Annotated in this window: 15 protein-coding genes; 5 read left to right on the forward strand and 10 right to left on the reverse strand. The window is 71.4% G+C overall.

Annotated features, from left to right (window positions below):
* Positions 1 to 25: 25 nt before the first annotated feature.
* The 5 genes from OG289_RS05375 to OG289_RS05395 form a co-directional block, all read right to left on the reverse strand.
* Positions 26 to 853, reverse strand: a complete 828-nt coding sequence (locus OG289_RS05375) for a carbohydrate ABC transporter permease (protein ID WP_327312839.1) — start codon at positions 851 to 853, stop codon at positions 26 to 28.
* The gene (locus OG289_RS05380; protein ID WP_327312840.1) at positions 850 to 1,704 is read right to left on the reverse strand and encodes a carbohydrate ABC transporter permease; all 855 of its coding nucleotides are present in this window, start codon (positions 1,702 to 1,704) and stop codon (positions 850 to 852) included. The genes OG289_RS05375 and OG289_RS05380 overlap by 4 nt, the downstream gene beginning before the upstream one ends.
* A gap of 83 nt (positions 1,705 to 1,787) precedes the next feature.
* Complete coding sequence (locus OG289_RS05385) at positions 1,788 to 3,026, reverse strand: ABC transporter substrate-binding protein (protein WP_327312841.1); 1,239 nt, start codon at positions 3,024 to 3,026, stop codon at positions 1,788 to 1,790.
* A gap of 97 nt (positions 3,027 to 3,123) precedes the next feature.
* Positions 3,124 to 4,077: a LacI family DNA-binding transcriptional regulator gene (locus OG289_RS05390; RefSeq protein WP_327312842.1), complete on the reverse strand. Its 954-nt coding sequence runs from the start codon at positions 4,075 to 4,077 to the stop codon at positions 3,124 to 3,126.
* A gap of 2 nt (positions 4,078 to 4,079) precedes the next feature.
* Complete coding sequence (locus OG289_RS05395) at positions 4,080 to 6,545, reverse strand: ATP-binding SpoIIE family protein phosphatase (protein WP_327312843.1); 2,466 nt, start codon at positions 6,543 to 6,545, stop codon at positions 4,080 to 4,082.
* Between the two features lie 567 nt (positions 6,546 to 7,112).
* On the opposite strand from OG289_RS05395, the gene OG289_RS05400 reads away from it, so the two are divergent.
* On the forward strand, positions 7,113 to 8,297 hold the full coding sequence (locus OG289_RS05400; RefSeq protein WP_327312844.1) for an MFS transporter: 1,185 nt from the start codon (positions 7,113 to 7,115) through the stop codon (positions 8,295 to 8,297).
* An 82-nt stretch (positions 8,298 to 8,379) separates the two neighbouring features.
* Positions 8,380 to 9,126 (forward strand): maleylpyruvate isomerase family mycothiol-dependent enzyme, encoded by a 747-nt coding sequence (locus tag OG289_RS05405; protein ID WP_327312845.1) that lies wholly within the window; start codon positions 8,380 to 8,382, stop codon positions 9,124 to 9,126.
* A 13-nt stretch (positions 9,127 to 9,139) separates the two neighbouring features.
* Here OG289_RS05405 and OG289_RS05410 read toward each other — a convergent pair whose 3' ends face one another.
* The gene (locus OG289_RS05410) at positions 9,140 to 9,544 is read right to left on the reverse strand and encodes a MarR family winged helix-turn-helix transcriptional regulator (RefSeq protein WP_327312846.1); all 405 of its coding nucleotides are present in this window, start codon (positions 9,542 to 9,544) and stop codon (positions 9,140 to 9,142) included.
* 86 nt (positions 9,545 to 9,630) lie between these two features.
* On the opposite strand from OG289_RS05410, the gene OG289_RS05415 reads away from it, so the two are divergent.
* The gene (locus tag OG289_RS05415; protein WP_327312847.1) at positions 9,631 to 11,127 is read left to right on the forward strand and encodes an MFS transporter; all 1,497 of its coding nucleotides are present in this window, start codon (positions 9,631 to 9,633) and stop codon (positions 11,125 to 11,127) included.
* A gap of 63 nt (positions 11,128 to 11,190) precedes the next feature.
* On the forward strand, positions 11,191 to 11,475 hold the full coding sequence (locus OG289_RS05420) for a DUF6332 family protein (protein WP_327312848.1): 285 nt from the start codon (positions 11,191 to 11,193) through the stop codon (positions 11,473 to 11,475).
* Here OG289_RS05420 and OG289_RS05425 read toward each other — a convergent pair.
* The 3 genes from OG289_RS05425 to OG289_RS05435 form a co-directional block, all read right to left on the reverse strand.
* Positions 11,436 to 12,101 carry a response regulator transcription factor gene (locus OG289_RS05425; RefSeq protein WP_327312849.1) on the reverse strand — a complete coding sequence of 222 codons (666 nt, stop codon included), beginning with the start codon at positions 12,099 to 12,101 and terminating at the stop codon, positions 11,436 to 11,438. The genes OG289_RS05420 and OG289_RS05425 overlap by 40 nt on opposite strands.
* Positions 12,102 to 12,115: 14 nt before the next feature.
* Entirely contained in the window at positions 12,116 to 13,369 is a 1,254-nt protein-coding gene (locus OG289_RS05430) for a sensor histidine kinase (RefSeq protein WP_327312850.1), read from the reverse strand.
* Between the two features lie 329 nt (positions 13,370 to 13,698).
* Positions 13,699 to 14,388, reverse strand: a complete 690-nt coding sequence (locus OG289_RS05435) for a TetR/AcrR family transcriptional regulator (RefSeq protein WP_327312851.1) — start codon at positions 14,386 to 14,388, stop codon at positions 13,699 to 13,701.
* A gap of 153 nt (positions 14,389 to 14,541) precedes the next feature.
* Here OG289_RS05435 and OG289_RS05440 point away from each other — a divergent pair, with 153 nt between their 5' ends.
* Positions 14,542 to 14,994, forward strand: coding sequence for a nitroreductase/quinone reductase family protein (locus OG289_RS05440; protein WP_327312852.1), 453 nt, complete (start codon positions 14,542 to 14,544; stop codon positions 14,992 to 14,994).
* 13 nt (positions 14,995 to 15,007) lie between these two features.
* Here the strand turns inward: OG289_RS05440 and OG289_RS05445 are convergent, their stop codons facing one another.
* On the reverse strand, positions 15,008 to 16,231 hold the full coding sequence (locus tag OG289_RS05445; RefSeq protein ID WP_327320594.1) for a geranylgeranyl reductase family protein: 1,224 nt from the start codon (positions 16,229 to 16,231) through the stop codon (positions 15,008 to 15,010).
* Between the last annotated feature and the right edge of the window lie 49 nt (positions 16,232 to 16,280).

Below are 16,280 nucleotides of genomic sequence, written 5' to 3' on the forward strand. Positions count from 1 at the left end.
GTTCCGGGCATGGGTCGTGGCATCGTCAGCCCCTCACGCTGCCCGCGGTGAGCCCGCCGACGATGAAACGCTGGAAGACGGCGAAGACGCAGACCACCGGGATGCTGATAAGGGTGGCGGTGGCCATCAGGGCGCCCCACGACGTTCCGTGCTGGCCGACGAAGGCGTTGAGCAGGACGGTGACGGGCTGGACGTCCGGCCCCTGGGCGAGTGTGAGGCCGAACAGGAACTCGCCCCAGGCGATCAGGAAGGACAGCCCGGCCGCCGCGACGACTCCGGGCACCATGAGCGGAAGGACGACGCGCAGCAGCACACCCGGCAGTCCGCAGCCGTCGACCAGGGCGGCCTCCTCCAGCTCCGGCGAGACGCTGCGCATGACGGGACGCAGCACGATCACCGTGAAGGGGAGGGTGAGCGTCGTGTCGGCGGCGATGAGGCCCAGGTAGGTGTCGGCGAGGCCGGCCCGGCGTTCGAGGATGAACAGCGGTGCCGCCAGCACGATGGCGGGCGGGAGTTGGGCGACGAGGAGGGCGAGCACCATCGCGCCCGACCCTCGCATCCGGACCCGGGCGAGCGCGTAGGCGAGCGGAACGCCCAGCAGCAGGGTGAGCGCCACCACCCCGCACGAGATGACCAGGCTGTTGAGCAGGGCCCTGGTCAGTCCCGCGTAGCCCAGTGCAGTCGAGTAGTTCTCACCGGTGACCGGTGTGGGCACCCATTGCGGGGTCGGGGTCAGGATGCGGTCCGGCGGGGTGAGGCTGGTCTTCGCCATCCAGTACGCCGGCAGCAGGAAGGCCGCGGTGATCACGGTGGCGATCGCGGTGAGCAGCCAGGGGTGGCGTGGCGGTTTCACAGGACGCCTCCTGTCGATGCCTCTTCCTCCCGCCGCAGCCGTCGTACGTAGAACACGCCCGTGAGCAGCGGTACGACGAGCAGCAGCAGGCCGGCGGCGGCGCCCTGCCCGAACCGGAAGAACCTGAAGAAGACCTCGTAGACGTAGAGGGAGAGCACGCGGGTGGCGTCGACGGGGCCGCCGCCCGTCATCACGAAGATGATGTCGAAGACCTTGAAGGTGTAGACGAGGCCGAGGAGGAGGACGGTCACCGAGACCGGTCGCATCAGCGGGAGAGTGATGCGGTGGAAGCGCTGCCAGGCCCCCGCGCCGTCGATGGCGGCGGCCTCGTGGAGCTGGGGGTCGATGGTGTGCAGTCCGACCAGGAGCAACAGCATGTTGAAGGGCACGCCGACCCAGATGTTGGCGAAGATTACCCCCGCCATCGAGGTGGACGGGTCGGTGAGCCAGTCGTGGGACAGGGTGCCCAGGCCGACCGCGCTGAACAGGGCGTTGTAGGCGCCCGACTCCGCGTCCAGCAGCCAGCGGAAAAGGGTGCCGCTGACCACCGGGGGGAGCAGCCAGGCGACCAGCAGGAGCGACCTCAGCAGGCCGTTGAACGGGAACGGGCGGGCGAAGAGCAGGGCCAGGGCGAAGCCGATGGTGAACTGGAACAGCAGCGAGCCCAGGGTGAAGATCAGCGAGAGGCGTACGGAGTGCCAGAAGGCCGGGTCGTCGACCACGGCCCGGTAGTTCTCCAGGCCGTTGAACCGCTCGGCCCCGCCGAGCAGTTGGCCCAGGTCGACGTCGTGGACGGACGTCCACACGTTGTAGAAGAGCGGGTAGGCCAGGAAGAGGGCGAGGAAGGCCATCCCCGGAAGGCAGAACAGGTAGCCCGCGCGTCGGCGGCGTGCGGACGGGGAGAGAGATCTCCTCCCCGGGGACAGACGCTGCCTCATTGGTCGCCCAGAGCTTTGTCGATCTTGGGGGCCGCGGTTTTCGCCGCTGCGGAGGGGGAGGCGGACCCGGTGAGCACGGCCTGCTCCGCCTCCGCGACGGCCTGCGAGGCCTCGGCATAGTGCGCGCCGTACTGGCGCGGACGGGCGAGGGGCAACTGACTGAGGAAGAACCGCAGGGCCGGGTCGGACGCCCAGGTGCCCTGGTCGGCGAGGTCCTTTCGGGCGGGGAGTTCGCCGAACGACACCAGGTACGGCACCAGAACAGAGGGGCGCTGCGTGTACTCCAGGACCTCCCATGCCTTGTCCAGGTGCTTGCTGTTCGCCATCAGGACCCAGTTCTCGCCGCCCAGGCAGGTGGCGGCCTCCTTGTCGCGGGGCAGCGCCACGACGTTCCAGTCGAAGCCCGCCTTCTTCAGCGTGGGGATCTGCCAGGGGCCGTTGATCTGCATGGCGGCGCGCTGGTTGAGAAACCGCGTGTTGACGTCCTGCTGGGTCCAGCCCACGCACTGCTCGGACAGGGAGCCCTTGGCGATCAGGTCGTCGAGGAAGGACAGCGCCGTCGCGCCGTACGTGGTGAAGGTGTCCAGGTCGCCGCCCGCCTGCCACAGGAACGGCAGGAACTGGAAGACGCCCTCCTCGGTCCTGATCGCGCTCAGTGCCAGGCCGTAGCGGTCCCCGCTGGTCAGCCGCTGGGCGGCGGAGGCCAGTTCCTCCCACGTGGTGGGGGGTTCCACTCCGGCGGACTTGAGCATGGTGGTGTTGTAGTAGAGGGCGAGGCAGTTGCTGTTGTTGGGGATCCCCAGGGTCTTCCCGCCGACCTGGCAGCCGTCCCAGGGGCCTTTGTAGTACTGGTCGGCCTGGCCCCACTTCTCGACCCTGTCGGTGAGGTCGGCCAGCAGATGGCTGCTGCCCAGGGTGTTCATGGCGACGTTGTCGACGATGGCGATGTCCGGCAGGTCGCCGGAGATCGCGCCCAGGGTGAGCTGCCGGTCGAGCTCCGCGAACGGGAAGGTCCGGCGCTCGATCTTCACGTCCGGGACGCCTGCCTCGATGTCCTTGATGAGGCGCTTCATTCCGGGCTGGAAGTTGTCCAGGGCGAAATAGTCCCACCAGGTGAGGGTGACCGTGCTCGGCTTGCCGGAGCCGCACGAGGTCACGGCTCCGACGAGGCCGAGGGCGGCCGCTGCCGCGCCTGCGGTACTCAGAAAGCCGCGGCGGTCGACGGGGTACGGCATGTTCCACTCCTCGGTGGTTGGTGATCGGGGCTCGGTGAGCGACGTATCCGAAGGGGGTCGGAAGGTGACGTATCGGCATCCTTCAGACATCGGCGTATCAGAAATCGAGGCCGAAGTCCGGGAACTCGGGTTCGGGTTCCGAACCGGGCACCGGCCGACAGCGACCCGTGCTGGCGCGCAGGGTGATCAGGGGTTTCAGCAGGACATGGCGGGGAGGTGAGTCGGGTGAGCGCAGCCGCTGCATCATCAGTTCGACGGCGATCCGGCTCATCTCCTTGGCGGGTATCTCCGCGGCGGTGAGCGGCGGGGTCACCTGCTCGGCCCAGGGGCTGGCCGCCACGCCGACGACCGAGAAGTCGCGCGGCACGCTGCGGCCGTTCCGGGTGAGCCCGCGGTAGACGCCCTCCAGGGCCGCCTCGTTCTGGGTGACCAGGGAGGTGGTCGCCGGGTCGTCCCGCAGGATCCGCTCCACGACGTCCTCCCCCGAGGCGAGATCGTCGCCGCAGAGGTACGCGTGAGGGGTGAGCAACAGCTTCTTCATCGCCTCGGTGTAGCCCTCGTCCCCGAGTCGTGCGAACCCGTACCCGCTGTTGAACAGCTGCTCCGATCGGTTGACGAAGGCGATTCTGCGGTGGCCCAGGTCGGCGAGGTGCTGGACGCAGCCGCCGGCCAGACCGGCGAAGTCCAGGTCGACCCAGCCGGCCACGTCGGCCCGGCGGTTGCGGCCGATGGCCACGAAGGGGAAACCCGCCTCGGCCAGATACTCGACGCGGTCGTCCTCCCGGCGGATCTCCATGACGATCACGCCGTCCACCCGCCGGTCACCGACCATCCGCAGGAACGAGGGGTCGTCGTGCGTGTCGCCGGGCGAGAGCACCAGGTCGTAGCCGTACGCGGTGGCGGACTCGGCCACCCCGCCGACGAAGGCGAGCTGCATGGTGGTGTAGTCGCGCTTGCGGCCGGACGGCGGGTAGAGCAGCCCAATCATGTGCGTTCCGCCGCCGGTGCCCGCGGTGCGTCGTGTCGTCGGGGCTTCGGTGCGCTCTGCCATGGTCAGCCGGCCGGGAGGGATTGTTCGGCCCAGATGGTCTTGCCCTCGGGGGTCTGCCGGGTGCCCCAGCCCTGCGTGAGCTGGGCGACCATGTGCAGCCCGCGTCCGCCCTCGTCGTAGGTGCGGGCACGGCGAAGGTGCGGGGCGGTGTTGCTGGCGTCGGACACCTCGCAGATCAGGGTCCGGTCCCGGATCAGCCTGAGGCCGATCGGTACAGCCCCGTAGCGGATGGCGTTGGTGACCAGTTCGCTCACCACCAGCTCGGTGACGAATGCCGCGTCCTCGAGCCCCCAGGCCGCGAGCTGGCGGGCGGCCTGGACCCGGGCGTCGGCCACGATCGCGGGGTCGGACGGCAGGGACCAGGCGGCGACCTGGTCCGCGTGCAGGGCCCGGGTGCGCGCGAGGAGCAGCGCCACGTCGTCGGCGGGACTGTCGGGGAGCAGGGCCTTGAGGATGGCGTCGCAGGTGACCTCCAGTGAGGGAACCGGGCTGGCCAGGGCATCACAGAGCCGTTCGAGCCCGAGACCGACGTCGCGGTCGCGTGCCTCGATCAGGCCGTCGGTGCAGAAGGCCAGCACACTGCCCTCGGGCAGCTCCAGCTCGGTGGACTCGAAGGGCAGCCCTCCGACGCCCAGTAGGGGACCGGGGGTGAGGCGCACCACGCTGACCGTGCCGTCGGGGAGCAGTACGACGGGCGGGACGTGGCCGGCGCTGGCGAGGGTGCAGACGCGGGAGACCGGGTCGTAGACGGCGTACAGACAGGTCGCGCCGATCTCACCGGTGTCGTCCCGGATACGGCTGTCGACGGTGTCGTCGTCCGAGGTGAGGTGGATGACCAGGTCGTCGAGGTGGGTGAGGAGTTCGTCCGGTGGCAGGTCCACGTCGGCGAGGGTGCGTACCGCGGTGCGCAGCCGCCCCATGGCGGCGGAGGCATGGATGCCGTGCCCGACCACGTCTCCGACGACCAGGGCCACACGGGTACCCGACAGGGGCACGACGTCGAACCAGTCGCCGCCCACTCCCGCACCCGTGCCGGCCGGCAGATAGCGGTACGCCACCTCGACGGCCGCCTGTTTGGGGAGGTCACGGGGCAGCAGACTGCGCTGGAGGGTGAGGGCGTTGATGCGCTCGCGGGTGTAGCGGCGCGCGTTGTCCACGCCGACGGCGGCCCGTCCGGCGAGTTCCTCGGCGAGCATCAGGTCGTCCTGCTCGAAGGGCGGGGAGCCTTCGGTGCGGGCGAAGACCGCCACCCCGAGGGTGATGCCCCGGGCGCGCAGTGGGGTGGCCATGACGGAGTGGAATCCGTACTCCTCGACACGCGCGGTGCGTGTCTCGTCCTCGGCGATCCAGCGGGCGAAGTCGGGGTCGTCCGCGCCGCTGAGCACAGGTTGCCCACTGGTCAGGCAGCGGGCGGGCGGCGAGAACAGGGGGTAGGTGTCGACCCCGCCGAGGTCGACGGCGGCCTCGGGCACGCCTTCGCCTTCGGCGGAGGACTGGTGCGCGGCCCTGCGGAGCACCACGGCCGCGTCGACCGGTCCGGGTACGGGCTCCTCCCCGCGCAACACGGAGTCGAGCAGGTCCACGCTGACGAAGTCGGCGAGCCGCGGGACGGCGAGGTCGGCGAGCTCCTGTGCGGTGCGATTCACGTTCAGCGTGGTGCCGATGCAGGTGCCCGCTTCTTGCAGCAGGGCAAGCCGCTGGCGGGCCGAGTGCTGGTCGCTGCTGTCGAATGCGGCGGTGCCCACGCCGACGACCTCGCCGGTGGCGGGATCCCGGACGGGCCAGAGCTCGATGATCCAGGCGCGGTGACGGGCGTGGGCGAGGGCGGTGGTGGGGGCAGGGGCGGAGGACGGCTCCGGGGCCAAGCGCTCGTAGCGCATCGGCGTGGCCTCTTCGGCGACCCGGCGGACGCAGCGGAGGAAGCCTTCGTCGGCAGGGGCGGCCGCGTGCCGCTCACTTCCGGTCTCGGGGACCTGCTCCCCTCCGGCCTCGGCGACCTGCTCGCCGCCTTCCGCGGCCGCGTTCAGACGCCACGACCCGGACGCCGTGGTGTGGGTGGAGAGCGCGATCGAGGCCTGGGCGAACGCCCACTCCACCATCCTCCGGTCGTGCTCCGACTCCGCGGGACCGGCGGTGACGGTCACGACGAACGCCTGGGGCGTGCCATCGCCGCCCAGCGACGGATGGGCATGCAGGGTCACTTCGACGCGGTGGCCGTCCCGGTGCCGCAGTGCCGCCGAACCGCTCCATTCCTGGGAGCCGGTGAGGGAGAGCCCGGCCGCCTCGGGAGCCTCCCGGCTGAGGAGCAGATCGGCCGCGGCGCGTCCTACGACCTCCCCGGCGCGGTGGCCCAGCAGCCGCCGAGCGCCCTCGCTCCATCCCGTGACGATGCCGTCCAGACCGACGGTGACTGTTGCGACATCGACTGACCACCCGCAGTGACCGTTTCCCTGATCATAAGTGGCCATTCTTGCTCTATTCGCGCGGTGAGGTTCCTCACAGACCCAGCGTGCGCGCCGCAAATGAATCGGACAAGTCAGGCCGAGGAGCCCTCGCACCCGCCGACGGCAGTCCTGCATCGCTCCAACGGGCGCATTTCACGCGGTGCGACCCCCTGTCATGACATCCGAACGGGTCCGGCCTGCGCTGGGTCACGACGCCGGCGCGGCGGTCCCGCGCGCGGGTCTCGAGAAGGGGGCGGATTCCTCGGTCTTCGCAAACTCGCGGACACGGCGGGTGGATGTCGGCGAGTTCGGGGCAGCGATCCGGTAGCTGCTTCGGGCGCACGGATTCCTCGCCGATCAGCCCATCCGGGTGGCGAGTGAATCAGGTGATGGGCACCACGCACGGTGAGTGCCTGGGGCAGCCCGCACGGAGACGGCCCGGTGCCGCCAAGTACGCCGAGCGCGGTGGCTTCGCTCACGGGGCCGAACCCCCCGGCGACCAGGCACCCGTCAACACCCTTGCCCCCGTTACGAGCTCCCGCCTAGCCTGACTTTGTGCCGCTGATAAACAAAGCCCGAAGGTACAACGCCGTGCCGGGCAACACCCTCAACCGGCTCCGCATCGCCCTCACCGTCTTCTTCGCCCTCGACGGCTTCATCTTCGCCGGCTGGGTCGTCCGCATCCCCGCCATCAAGCAACAGACCGGCGCCTCCGCCAGCGCCCTGGGTCTGGCCCTGCTCGGCGTCTCCGCCGGAGCTGTCATCACGATGATGCTCACCGGCCGCCTCTGCCGGCGCTACGGCAACCACCAAGTCACCATCGCCTGCGCCGTACTCCTCTCCCTCAGCGTCGCCCTGCCACCACTCACACACTCGGCACCGGCACTTGGCGCCGCACTCCTGCTCTTCGGCGCCGCCTACGGCAGCATCAACGTCGCCTTCAACAGCGCCGCCGTCGATCTGGTCGCGGCACTGCGCAGACCGATCATGCCCACGTTCCACGCTGCCTTCAGCCTGGGCGGCATGATCGGCGCCGGTCTCGGCGGACTGGTCGCGGGATCCCTGTCCCCGACGCGCCATCTGCTGGGCCTCGGAGTCATCGGCCTGCTCGTCACCGCGCTCACGGGACCGACGCTGCTCCGGCACGAGCCACCGCGCCCTCCCGACCAGTCCATCACCGGCTCCGACTCACCGGCCCCCGCGAAGGCAACCCCGCACCGCCTGACCACCCGCACCCGCCGTCTCGTCCTCGTCTTCGGCCTGATCGCCCTCTGCACGGCCTACGGCGAAGGAGCCCTCGCCGACTGGGGCGCCCTGCACCTGGAACAGGACCTGGGTTCCTCCGCCGGGCTCGCCGCGGCCGGTTACTCCTGTTTCGCACTCGCCATGACGGTCGGCCGGCTCACCGGCACCACCCTCCTCGAACGGCTCGGCCGCACCCGCACGGTGGTGGCCGGCGGCGCGGTCGCCGCGGCCGGGATGCTGCTCGGCTCCCTCGCCCCGGCCCTGTGGGCGGCGCTTCTGGGCTACGCGATCGCGGGACTCGGCCTGGCCAACCTCTTCCCGGTGGCCGTCGAACGCGCGGGCGCGCTGGCCGGTCCGAGCGGAGTGGCCGTCGCCTCGACTCTCGGCTACGGCGGCATGCTTCTGGGCCCGCCCGCCATCGGCTTCATGGCCGACTGGTTCTCCCTGCCCGCCGCCCTCACCAGCGTGGCGGTCCTTGCCGGGGTGGCCGCGGTGATCGGCTTCGCCACCCGGCGAGCCACGGCCGACTGACCACCACGACTCCAAGCACCCACGCAGCCACGCACCCACGCCTCCTCCCCTCGACCGCACTCCATCCGGCAGACTCCCCCACATGGAGACTGCCGAGTTCATCCGCGCCCTGGACCGCGAGGGCCGGTCCCTGGCCTCCGCCGCGGCGGAGGCCGGTCCCGGGGCGAAGGTTCCGACCTGCCCGGACTGGCAGGTCAGGGACCTGCTGCGACACACGGGCGCGGTGCACCGCTGGGCAACGTCGTACGTGACCGAGGCCAACCCGTCGTTCCGGCCTCTGGCCGACCCGCCGGACCTCGACGGCGACGAACTGCTGGCCTGGTTCCGCGAGGGCCACCGACGACTCGTCGACACCCTGTCCGCCGCCTCGCCCGACGTGCGGTGCTTTCACTTCCTCCCCGCACCGTCACCGCTCGCGTTCTGGGCCAGACGGCAGGCGCACGAGACCGCCGTGCACCGCGTGGACGCGGAATCGGCCCTCGGCCGGACGCCCGAGGAGACCGCCCGGGACCTCGCCGTCGACTTCGCGGCGGACGGCGTCGACGAGCTGCTGCGCGGCTTCCACGCGCGCGCCAAGAGCAGGGTGCGCACCGAGGAGCCCCGGGTCCTGCGGGTGCGGGCGACGGACACGGACGGCGCCGTGTGGACCGTACGCCTGTCGTCCGAGCCGCCCGTGACCGAGCGCAACGCCGAAGGGGACGCCGACTGCGAAGTGTCCGGACCGGCGGCGCCGCTCTACCTGTCGCTGTGGAACCGGCTGCCGCTCCCCACCGTGACCGGGGACGCCTCACTGGCGACGCTGTGGAGGGAGACGTCCGCCGTGAACTGAGGTGCCGCCGACCTCAGTCGGCCAGCATCCGGGTCAACACCGCGCGCTGCACCGGCCGTACGTCGCCGTGCAGCGCGCGCCCCTTCCCCGTGAGCGCCACCCGGACACCCCTGCGATCCTCCGCGCACATGCCGCGCTCGACGAGACCGTCCTTCTCCAGCCGCGCGACGAGCCGGGACAGCGCGCTCTGGCTGAGATGGACCCGCTCGGCGATCTCCTGGACGCGGAAACTGCACGAGCCGTCCGGCGCCACCGACTCGGCGAGGACGTCGAGCACCTCGAAGTCGCTGGCGCACAGGCCGTGTTGATGCAACGCCCGGTCGAGTTCGCACTGCGTACGGGCGTGCAGCGCCAGCATGTCCCGCCACTGCTCCACGAGCGCCTGCTCGGCCTCGGCCTCGCCCTTCATCGCCGCCATGGGGCGCACCGTAGCAGAGAACAAAAATTATTGCACGGGAATTAAATGTGCTTGCAATCGATGTATGTGCATGTAATCTCTCCGGCATGACCTCTCCGCTCCCCTCCCCCGCGTCCCCTCTCACCGAGGGCCGCTGGACCGCCCGGCTGTGGGGCACCCTGCTGGTGCTGTGCGCCGCGATGTTCCTGGACGCGCTGGACGTGTCGATGGTCGGCGTCGCCCTGCCGTCCATCGGCTCCGACCTCGACCTCTCCACCTCGACCCTGCAATGGATCGTCAGCGGCTACATCCTGGGCTACGGCGGCCTGCTCCTCCTCGGCGGCCGCACTGCCGACCTGCTCGGTCGCCGCCAGGTCTTCCTGGTCGCCCTCGGCGTCTTCGCGCTGGCCTCACTGCTCGGCGGGCTCGTCGACTCGGGTCCGCTGCTGATCGCGAGCCGGTTCATCAAGGGCCTGAGCGCGGCCTTCACGGCACCGGCCGGCCTGTCGATCATCACCACGACGTTCCCGGAGGGCCCCCTGCGCAACCGCGCCCTCGCCATCTACACCACCTGTGCCGCCACCGGCTTCTCCATGGGCCTGGTCCTCTCCGGCCTGCTCACGGAGGCCAGTTGGCGCCTCACCATGCTGCTGCCCGCGCCGATCGCCCTGATCGCGCTGGCGGCGGGACTCAAGCTGCTGCCGCGCAGTGAACGGGAGAAGGACCACGACGGCTACGACGTCCCCGGCGCCGTCCTCGGCACCGCCTCGATGCTGCTGCTGGTCTTCACCGTGGTCCAGGCCCCGGAGGCCGGCTGGACGTCCGCCCGCACGCTGCTGTCGTTCCTCGCCGTCGCCATGCTGCTGACCCTCTTCGTCCTCGTGGAGCGGCGCTCCGCCGGCCCGCTGATCCGGCTCGGCGTGCTGCGTTCCGGCAGCCAGATCCGCGCCCAGCTCGGCGCGATGGCCTTCTTCGGCTCGTACGTGGGCTTCCAGTTCCTGGCCACCCTCTACATGCAGACGCTGCTCGGCTGGTCGGCGCTGCACACGGCGCTCGCCTTCCTGCCGGCCGGCGCGCTGGTGGCGGTCTCCTCGACCAAGGTGGGTTCGATCGTGGACCGGTTCGGGACCCCGCGGCTGATCGCGGCGGGCTTCGCCTTCATGGTCGTGGGGTACGCGCTGTTCCTGCGCGTCGATCTCGACCCGGTCTACGCCGCTGTCATCCTGCCGTCGATGCTGCTGATCGGCGCGGCCTGCGCGCTGGTCTTCCCCTCGCTCAACATCCAGGCCACCAACGGCGTGGCGGACCACGAGCAGGGCATGGTCTCGGGGCTGCTCAACACCTCGGTGCAGGTCGGCGGCGCGATCTTCCTGGCGGTGGTGACGGCGGTGGTGACCGCGGGCGCCCCGGCCGACCCGACCCCGCAGGCCGTCCTCGACAGTTACCGTCCCGGGCTGGCGGTGGTGACGGTCGTCGCCGCCGCGGGACTGCTCATCACCCTCCCCGGACTGCGCACCCGACGCGCCCAGGGCTCGGTCCTGGTCGCCAAGTCGCCCGCGACGCAGGCGGATGCGGAGGCCCAGCCCGTGGGGGTCCGCGACTAGCCACCAGCGTGCGCCCGGCGGGGTCGATTGCCTCGCCGGGCGCACACCTGTGAGACTCGTCCCATGAGCGGTTATGGGGGCCGGCGCACACAGGCCGAGCGGGACGCGATCACCGTCGAGATCGGATACGCGCTGTGCAGCGCCGTGTTCGCGGCGGCGGTGCTCTTCGGTGCGGTCGCCGGGCCGGCGCTGCTGTTCGAACTGCCGGACCTGGCGGAGAAGTCGCTGCTGCGGGCGGGCCTCGCACTCGCTCCCCTGGTGTTCGTGGCCCGGGTGGTCTCCGTGCTGGTCCGCTTCCGTACGGACGCTCAGCCCAGCCAGCCCGGCCGCACCAGCCCCGACTCGTAGGCCAGAACGACCAGTTGGGCCCGGTCGCGGGTGCCCAGCTTCACCATCGTGCGACTGACGTGGGTCTTGGCGGTGAGCGGGCTGACGACCAGCCGGCGGGCGATCTCCTCGTTGGACAGGCCGATTCCGACCAGCGCCATCACCTCCCGCTCCCGCTCGGTGAGCCGGCCCAGCGCGTCGGCCGCGGCGGGCTCCTTGGAGCGGGCGGCGAACTCGGCGATGAGCCGGCGCGTCACACCGGGCGAGAGCAGCGCGTCCCCGGCGACCACCGCCCTTACCGCGCGCAGGAGTTCGTCCGGCTCGGTGTCCTTGACCAGGAAGCCGGAAGCACCCGAGCGGATCGCCTCGAAGACGTACTCGTCGAGTTCGAAGGTGGTGAGCATGACCACCTTGACCTGGGAGAGCGCCGCGTCCTCGGTGATACGGCGGGTGGCGGCCAGGCCGTCGAGCAGGGGCATCCGGATGTCCATCAGGACGACGTCGGGCCGCAGTTCAGCCACCGCGTGGAGCGCTTCCTCCCCGTCTGCGGCCTCCCCGGCCACCTCGATGTCCGGCTGCGCGTCGAGCAGCGCCCGGAACCCCGCCCGGACCAGCGACTGGTCGTCGGCGAGCAGTACGCGGATCACCGGTCCTCCCTCGCTCACTGGTTCCCCCCGGCTCCAGGACCCGTCCGGGTCGGCAGCACCGCGAGCACCCGGAAGCCGCCGTCGGGCCGCGGCCCCGCCTCGATCGTGCCACCCAGCGCCGCAGCCCGCTCCCGCATCCCGGCGAGACCGTTGCCGCTGCCGCCCGCGTCGGCACCGGTCGCCGGTCCGTCGTCGTCGATACGCAGCCGTAGCGTCCCGCCGGTCCGCTCGAGCCGCACGCGCGCGTGGCGCGAGCCCGAGTGGCGCACGACGTTGGTGAGGGCCTCCTGGACGATGCGGAAGGCGGCGAGGTCGGTGTGGGGCGGCAGCCGGGGTGGGTCCCCTTCCACCTGGACCGTGAGGCCCGCGCGCGCCGCCTGCTCCACCAGCTCGGGCAGCCGGCCCAGGCCGGGTGCCGGGGTGCGCGGCGCGTCCCCCGGCGTGCGGAGGGTGTCGAGCACCTGACGCACCTCGCCCAGCGCTTCCTTACTGGCGGTCTTGATGGTGCTCAGCGCGGTGCGCGCCTGCTCCGGGTCGGAGTCGAGGAGCGCGAGACCCACGCCCGCCTGCACGTTGATGACCGACAGGCTGTGTGCAAGGACGTCGTGCAGTTCCCGGGCGATGCGCAGCCGCTCCTCGTCGGCGCGCCGCCGGGCGGCCTGGGCGCGTTCGGCCCGCTCGCGGGCCCACTGCTCGCGCCGGATCCGGGCCAGCTCCGCGATCGCCACGATGGCCACGACCCATCCGGCGACGACGATCTCCTGCCCGAAGGGGGCGGGGTCGTCGCCGGCCGGCGGCAGCCACCGGTACAGCCAGTGCGCGACCAGCAGGTGCACGGCCCACAGCATGCCCAGGGCCGTCCAGGCGGCCCGGCGGTGCCCGGCGACGACGGCGGCGAAGCAGGCCACGGCCACGGTCAGGAACACCGGCCCGTACGGGTACCCGGCGCCCAGGTAGAGCGCAGCGGTGGCCGCCGTGCCGAACACGGCGGCCACCGGGTGCCGTTGCCGCCACAGCAGCAGACCGGAGGCGACCACCAGCAGCACGCGCGCGAAGGCGTCGAGCGAGGCCCGGTCGCCGTCCTGCGCGTGGGCCGCGAAGTTCGAGCCGACGAGGACGAAGGCGGTGAGCAGCACCGTGGAACGCCAGGGCCAGCGCACCGCACCCGGCGCCGCGCGCCCCCAGCCCTCCCAGCGGCGCAGCGGCGGTGGCCCGTGCCGCCACCACCGCGCCGGGCCGCCGCGCCCGCGCACCTGCTCTTCGTCCATGTCCGCCACGCTAGACGCCGCCGGCCACGCCGGACGTCCACCGGGCGAGGTGATCACCCGTACTCCCCTGGAAGTACGCGCCGACGCAGGCGGGCCCCGTACGGCTTGCTGGTGCCGTGACAGGCGACGTTCGCCCCGTCGCGACGCCCGGCACGCTCCCCTACTGCCTCAAGGCGTGGGAGGTGCCCCCACTCGCCCCACCGGCCGAAGACCCACGTACGTCCAGTACGAGGGCCTTCGGCCGGCACTCCCCCAGCCTTCGGCCGGGGGAGTGCCAGAGCACGCACCGGACGCCGCTCCTTCACGGGCAAACGTCGCCTGCCACGGCACTAGCGCAGCCCCACCTCGTGGGCGAGTCGTGTGATCGCGTGTCGGAAGAACGGGTCGCGTTCCTCCACGACCCGGTTGAACTGCCCGAACAGCTCGAAGCCGACCAGCCCGAACAGCTGGGCCCAGGCGGCCACGAGCGCGGCGACCGCGCCCGGTGGAAGGTCGGGGGCGAGATCGGCCGCCATGCGCACCGCCTCGGGGACCAGGTCGTCCGTCAGGAGTGGTACTTCCAGCGCGTGCGCCCGGTGTGCGTCGCGCACGATGTCGATCAGGAGGACGCCGACGCGGGCCGCGGCCGGAACGGTCGCCTCGGGCGCACTGTAGCCGGGCACCGGCGAGCCGTAGATCAGCGCGTACTCGTGCGGATGCGCCAGCGCCCAGCCGCGGGCAGCCTCGCCGACCGTGACCCAGCGCTCGACGGGAGCGGCGTCGGCGACGGCGGCGTGCGCGGCCTCCGCTCTCTCGCCGAGGGAGTCGTAGGCGTCGATGATGAGAGCGGTGAGCAGGTCGTCGCGGCTGGGGAAGTAGCGGTACAGCGCGGAGGAGACCATGCCGAGCTCACGGGCCACGGCTCGCAGCGAGAGCTTGGCGGCGCCCTCGGACGCGAGCTGTCTACGGGCCTCGTCCTTGATGGCGGCGGTGACTTCGATCCTGGCGCGGGCGCGTGCCCCTCGAACGGTGCTGCTCATGGACGGCAGTCTTCCACGGAAACGGATCGGTGCACACGGTCCAGATCGGTGCACATTTAAGAGAGCACTGCTCTTGCTTTGGATCACCGTTCTCAGGCAGACTCGTACCAAGCGAAAACGAGAGCACCGCTCTCCCACTCACCGGGGGTCACCATGTCGTCATCGTCGTACTACCTCAAGGGCAGCCCGCTCAACGTCCGTCTCAACAGTGTCATCGGCTGGCTGGCCCGGCACGGGTTCAGCCTCATGGGCTCGGCGGAGATGTCCGTCCGCGGTCGCAAGAGCGGCCAGATGCAGCGCATCCCCGTCAACCCGCACTCCTACGACGGCACCCAGTACCTGGTCTCGGCCCGCGGCCACTCGCAGTGGGTGCGCAACATGCGGGTCGCCGGTGGCGGAGAGCTGCGGGTCGGGCGCAAGGTGCGCGTGTTCTCCGCGGTCGAGCTTCCCGACGAGGAGAAGCTCCCGATCCTGCGGACCTACCTGGAGAAGTGGGGCTGGGAGGTCAACCAGTACTTCCAGGGCGTCACGGCCAAGTCCACGGACGAGGAGATCGTCGCGGCGGCCGGTGACCACCCCGTCTTCCGGATCACGGTCGAGGGCTGAGCGCCCTGCGGCTTCAGGACTCGCTCTCCTCGGCCACCGGCGCCGCCACCGCTTGCGCCTGCCGCCGGTCCATCGCGGTCAGCGCCCGCTGGGCCATCGGGTGGGTGCGGACGAGCTCGCCGAGAGTCGTGCGACCGCGTGTGATGTCGGTGAACGCCCGCCACGCCGGGCGGAAACCGGTCAGGGCCGCGTGGAAGAGCCCGGGCCGCCGCTCGAAGAGGGTGAGCAGCCGCTTGCCGACGCTCATCTCCACACCGAGGCCCGCCTTGACCGCGAAGGCGTAGTTCAGCGCCTGGCGGCGGGTGTCCACCGCGTCGTGCGCCTCGGCGATACGGACCGCCCACTCGCCCGCCAGCCGGCCCGAACGCAGCGCGAAGGAGATGCCCTCGCGGGTCCACGGCTCCAGCAGACCCGCCGCGTCCCCGCACACGAGCACCCGCCCGCGCGAGAGCGGGGAGTCGTCGGCTCGGCAGCGGGTGAGGTGGCCGGAGGAGATGCTCGGCTCGAACCCGGCGAGGCCGAGCCGCCCGATGAAGTCCTCCAGGTAGCGCTTGGTGGCGGCGCCCTCGCCGCGCGCCGAGATCACGCCGACCGTCAGCGTGTCCCCCTTGGGGAACACCCAGCCGTAGCTGCCGGGCATCGGACCCCAGTCGATGAGGACACGGCCCTTCCAGTCCTCGGCGACCGTCTCCGGCACCGGGATCTCCGCCTCCAGGCCGAGATCCACCTGGTCGAGCTTCACGCCGACATGCGCGCCTATCCGGCTCGCGCTGCCGTCCGCGCCGACCACCGACCGTGCCAGCAGGGTCTCGCCGCCTTGCAGGACGACCGCGACCGTGCGCCGGTCGGGAACGGCCGAGCCGTGCTGCTCGACCCGCTGCACGGTGACGCCCGTGCGCAGCTCGGCGCCCGCCTTCTGGGCGTGCTCGACGAGCTGCTGATCGAACTCCGGCCGGTTGATCAGCCCGAACAGCATCTGCCGGGAGCGCCGGGTCCGGGTGAAGCGCCCGTTGTTCGAGAAGGTCACCGCGTGCACCCGGTCGCGCAAGGGCAGCTCGAAGCCGGGTGGCAACGCGTCACGCGAGGGTCCGATGATGCCGCCGCCGCACGTCTTGTAACGGGGCAGCTCCGCCTTCTCCAGCAACAGCACCCGCCGCCCCGTGACCGCCGCCGCGTAGGCGGCCGAAGCCCCCGCCGGTCCCGCGCCCACCACGAGGACGTCCCACACCCGCCGCATGTCGTCCGCCGAAGAGTTCTCGTCGTCCGCCGAAGAGTTCTCGCTGCTC

The sequence above is a fragment of the Streptomyces sp. NBC_01235 genome (genome assembly GCF_035989285.1).
Lineage (GTDB): Bacteria > Actinomycetota > Actinomycetes > Streptomycetales > Streptomycetaceae > Streptomyces.

Coding starts and splice junctions, on each gene's coding strand:
- OG289_RS05410 (WP_327312846.1), bottom strand. CDS start 9,544: ATGGCGGCGATGAAGGGCGAGGCCGAGGCCGAGCAGGCGCTCGTGGAG.
- OG289_RS05440 (WP_327312852.1), top strand. CDS start 14,542: ATGTCGTCATCGTCGTACTACCTCAAGGGCAGCCCGCTCAACGTCCGT.
- OG289_RS05420 (WP_327312848.1), top strand. CDS start 11,191: ATGAGCGGTTATGGGGGCCGGCGCACACAGGCCGAGCGGGACGCGATC.
- OG289_RS05445 (WP_327320594.1), bottom strand. CDS start 16,231: ATGCGGCGGGTGTGGGACGTCCTCGTGGTGGGCGCGGGACCGGCGGGG.
- OG289_RS05395 (WP_327312843.1), bottom strand. CDS start 6,545: ATGGCCACTTATGATCAGGGAAACGGTCACTGCGGGTGGTCAGTCGAT.
- OG289_RS05385 (WP_327312841.1), bottom strand. CDS start 3,026: ATGCCGTACCCCGTCGACCGCCGCGGCTTTCTGAGTACCGCAGGCGCG.
- OG289_RS05380 (WP_327312840.1), bottom strand. CDS start 1,704: ATGGCCTTCCTCGCCCTCTTCCTGGCCTACCCGCTCTTCTACAACGTG.
- OG289_RS05390 (WP_327312842.1), bottom strand. CDS start 4,077: ATGGCAGAGCGCACCGAAGCCCCGACGACACGACGCACCGCGGGCACC.
- OG289_RS05405 (WP_327312845.1), top strand. CDS start 8,380: ATGGAGACTGCCGAGTTCATCCGCGCCCTGGACCGCGAGGGCCGGTCC.
- OG289_RS05415 (WP_327312847.1), top strand. CDS start 9,631: ATGACCTCTCCGCTCCCCTCCCCCGCGTCCCCTCTCACCGAGGGCCGC.
- OG289_RS05435 (WP_327312851.1), bottom strand. CDS start 14,388: ATGAGCAGCACCGTTCGAGGGGCACGCGCCCGCGCCAGGATCGAAGTC.
- OG289_RS05430 (WP_327312850.1), bottom strand. CDS start 13,369: ATGGACGAAGAGCAGGTGCGCGGGCGCGGCGGCCCGGCGCGGTGGTGG.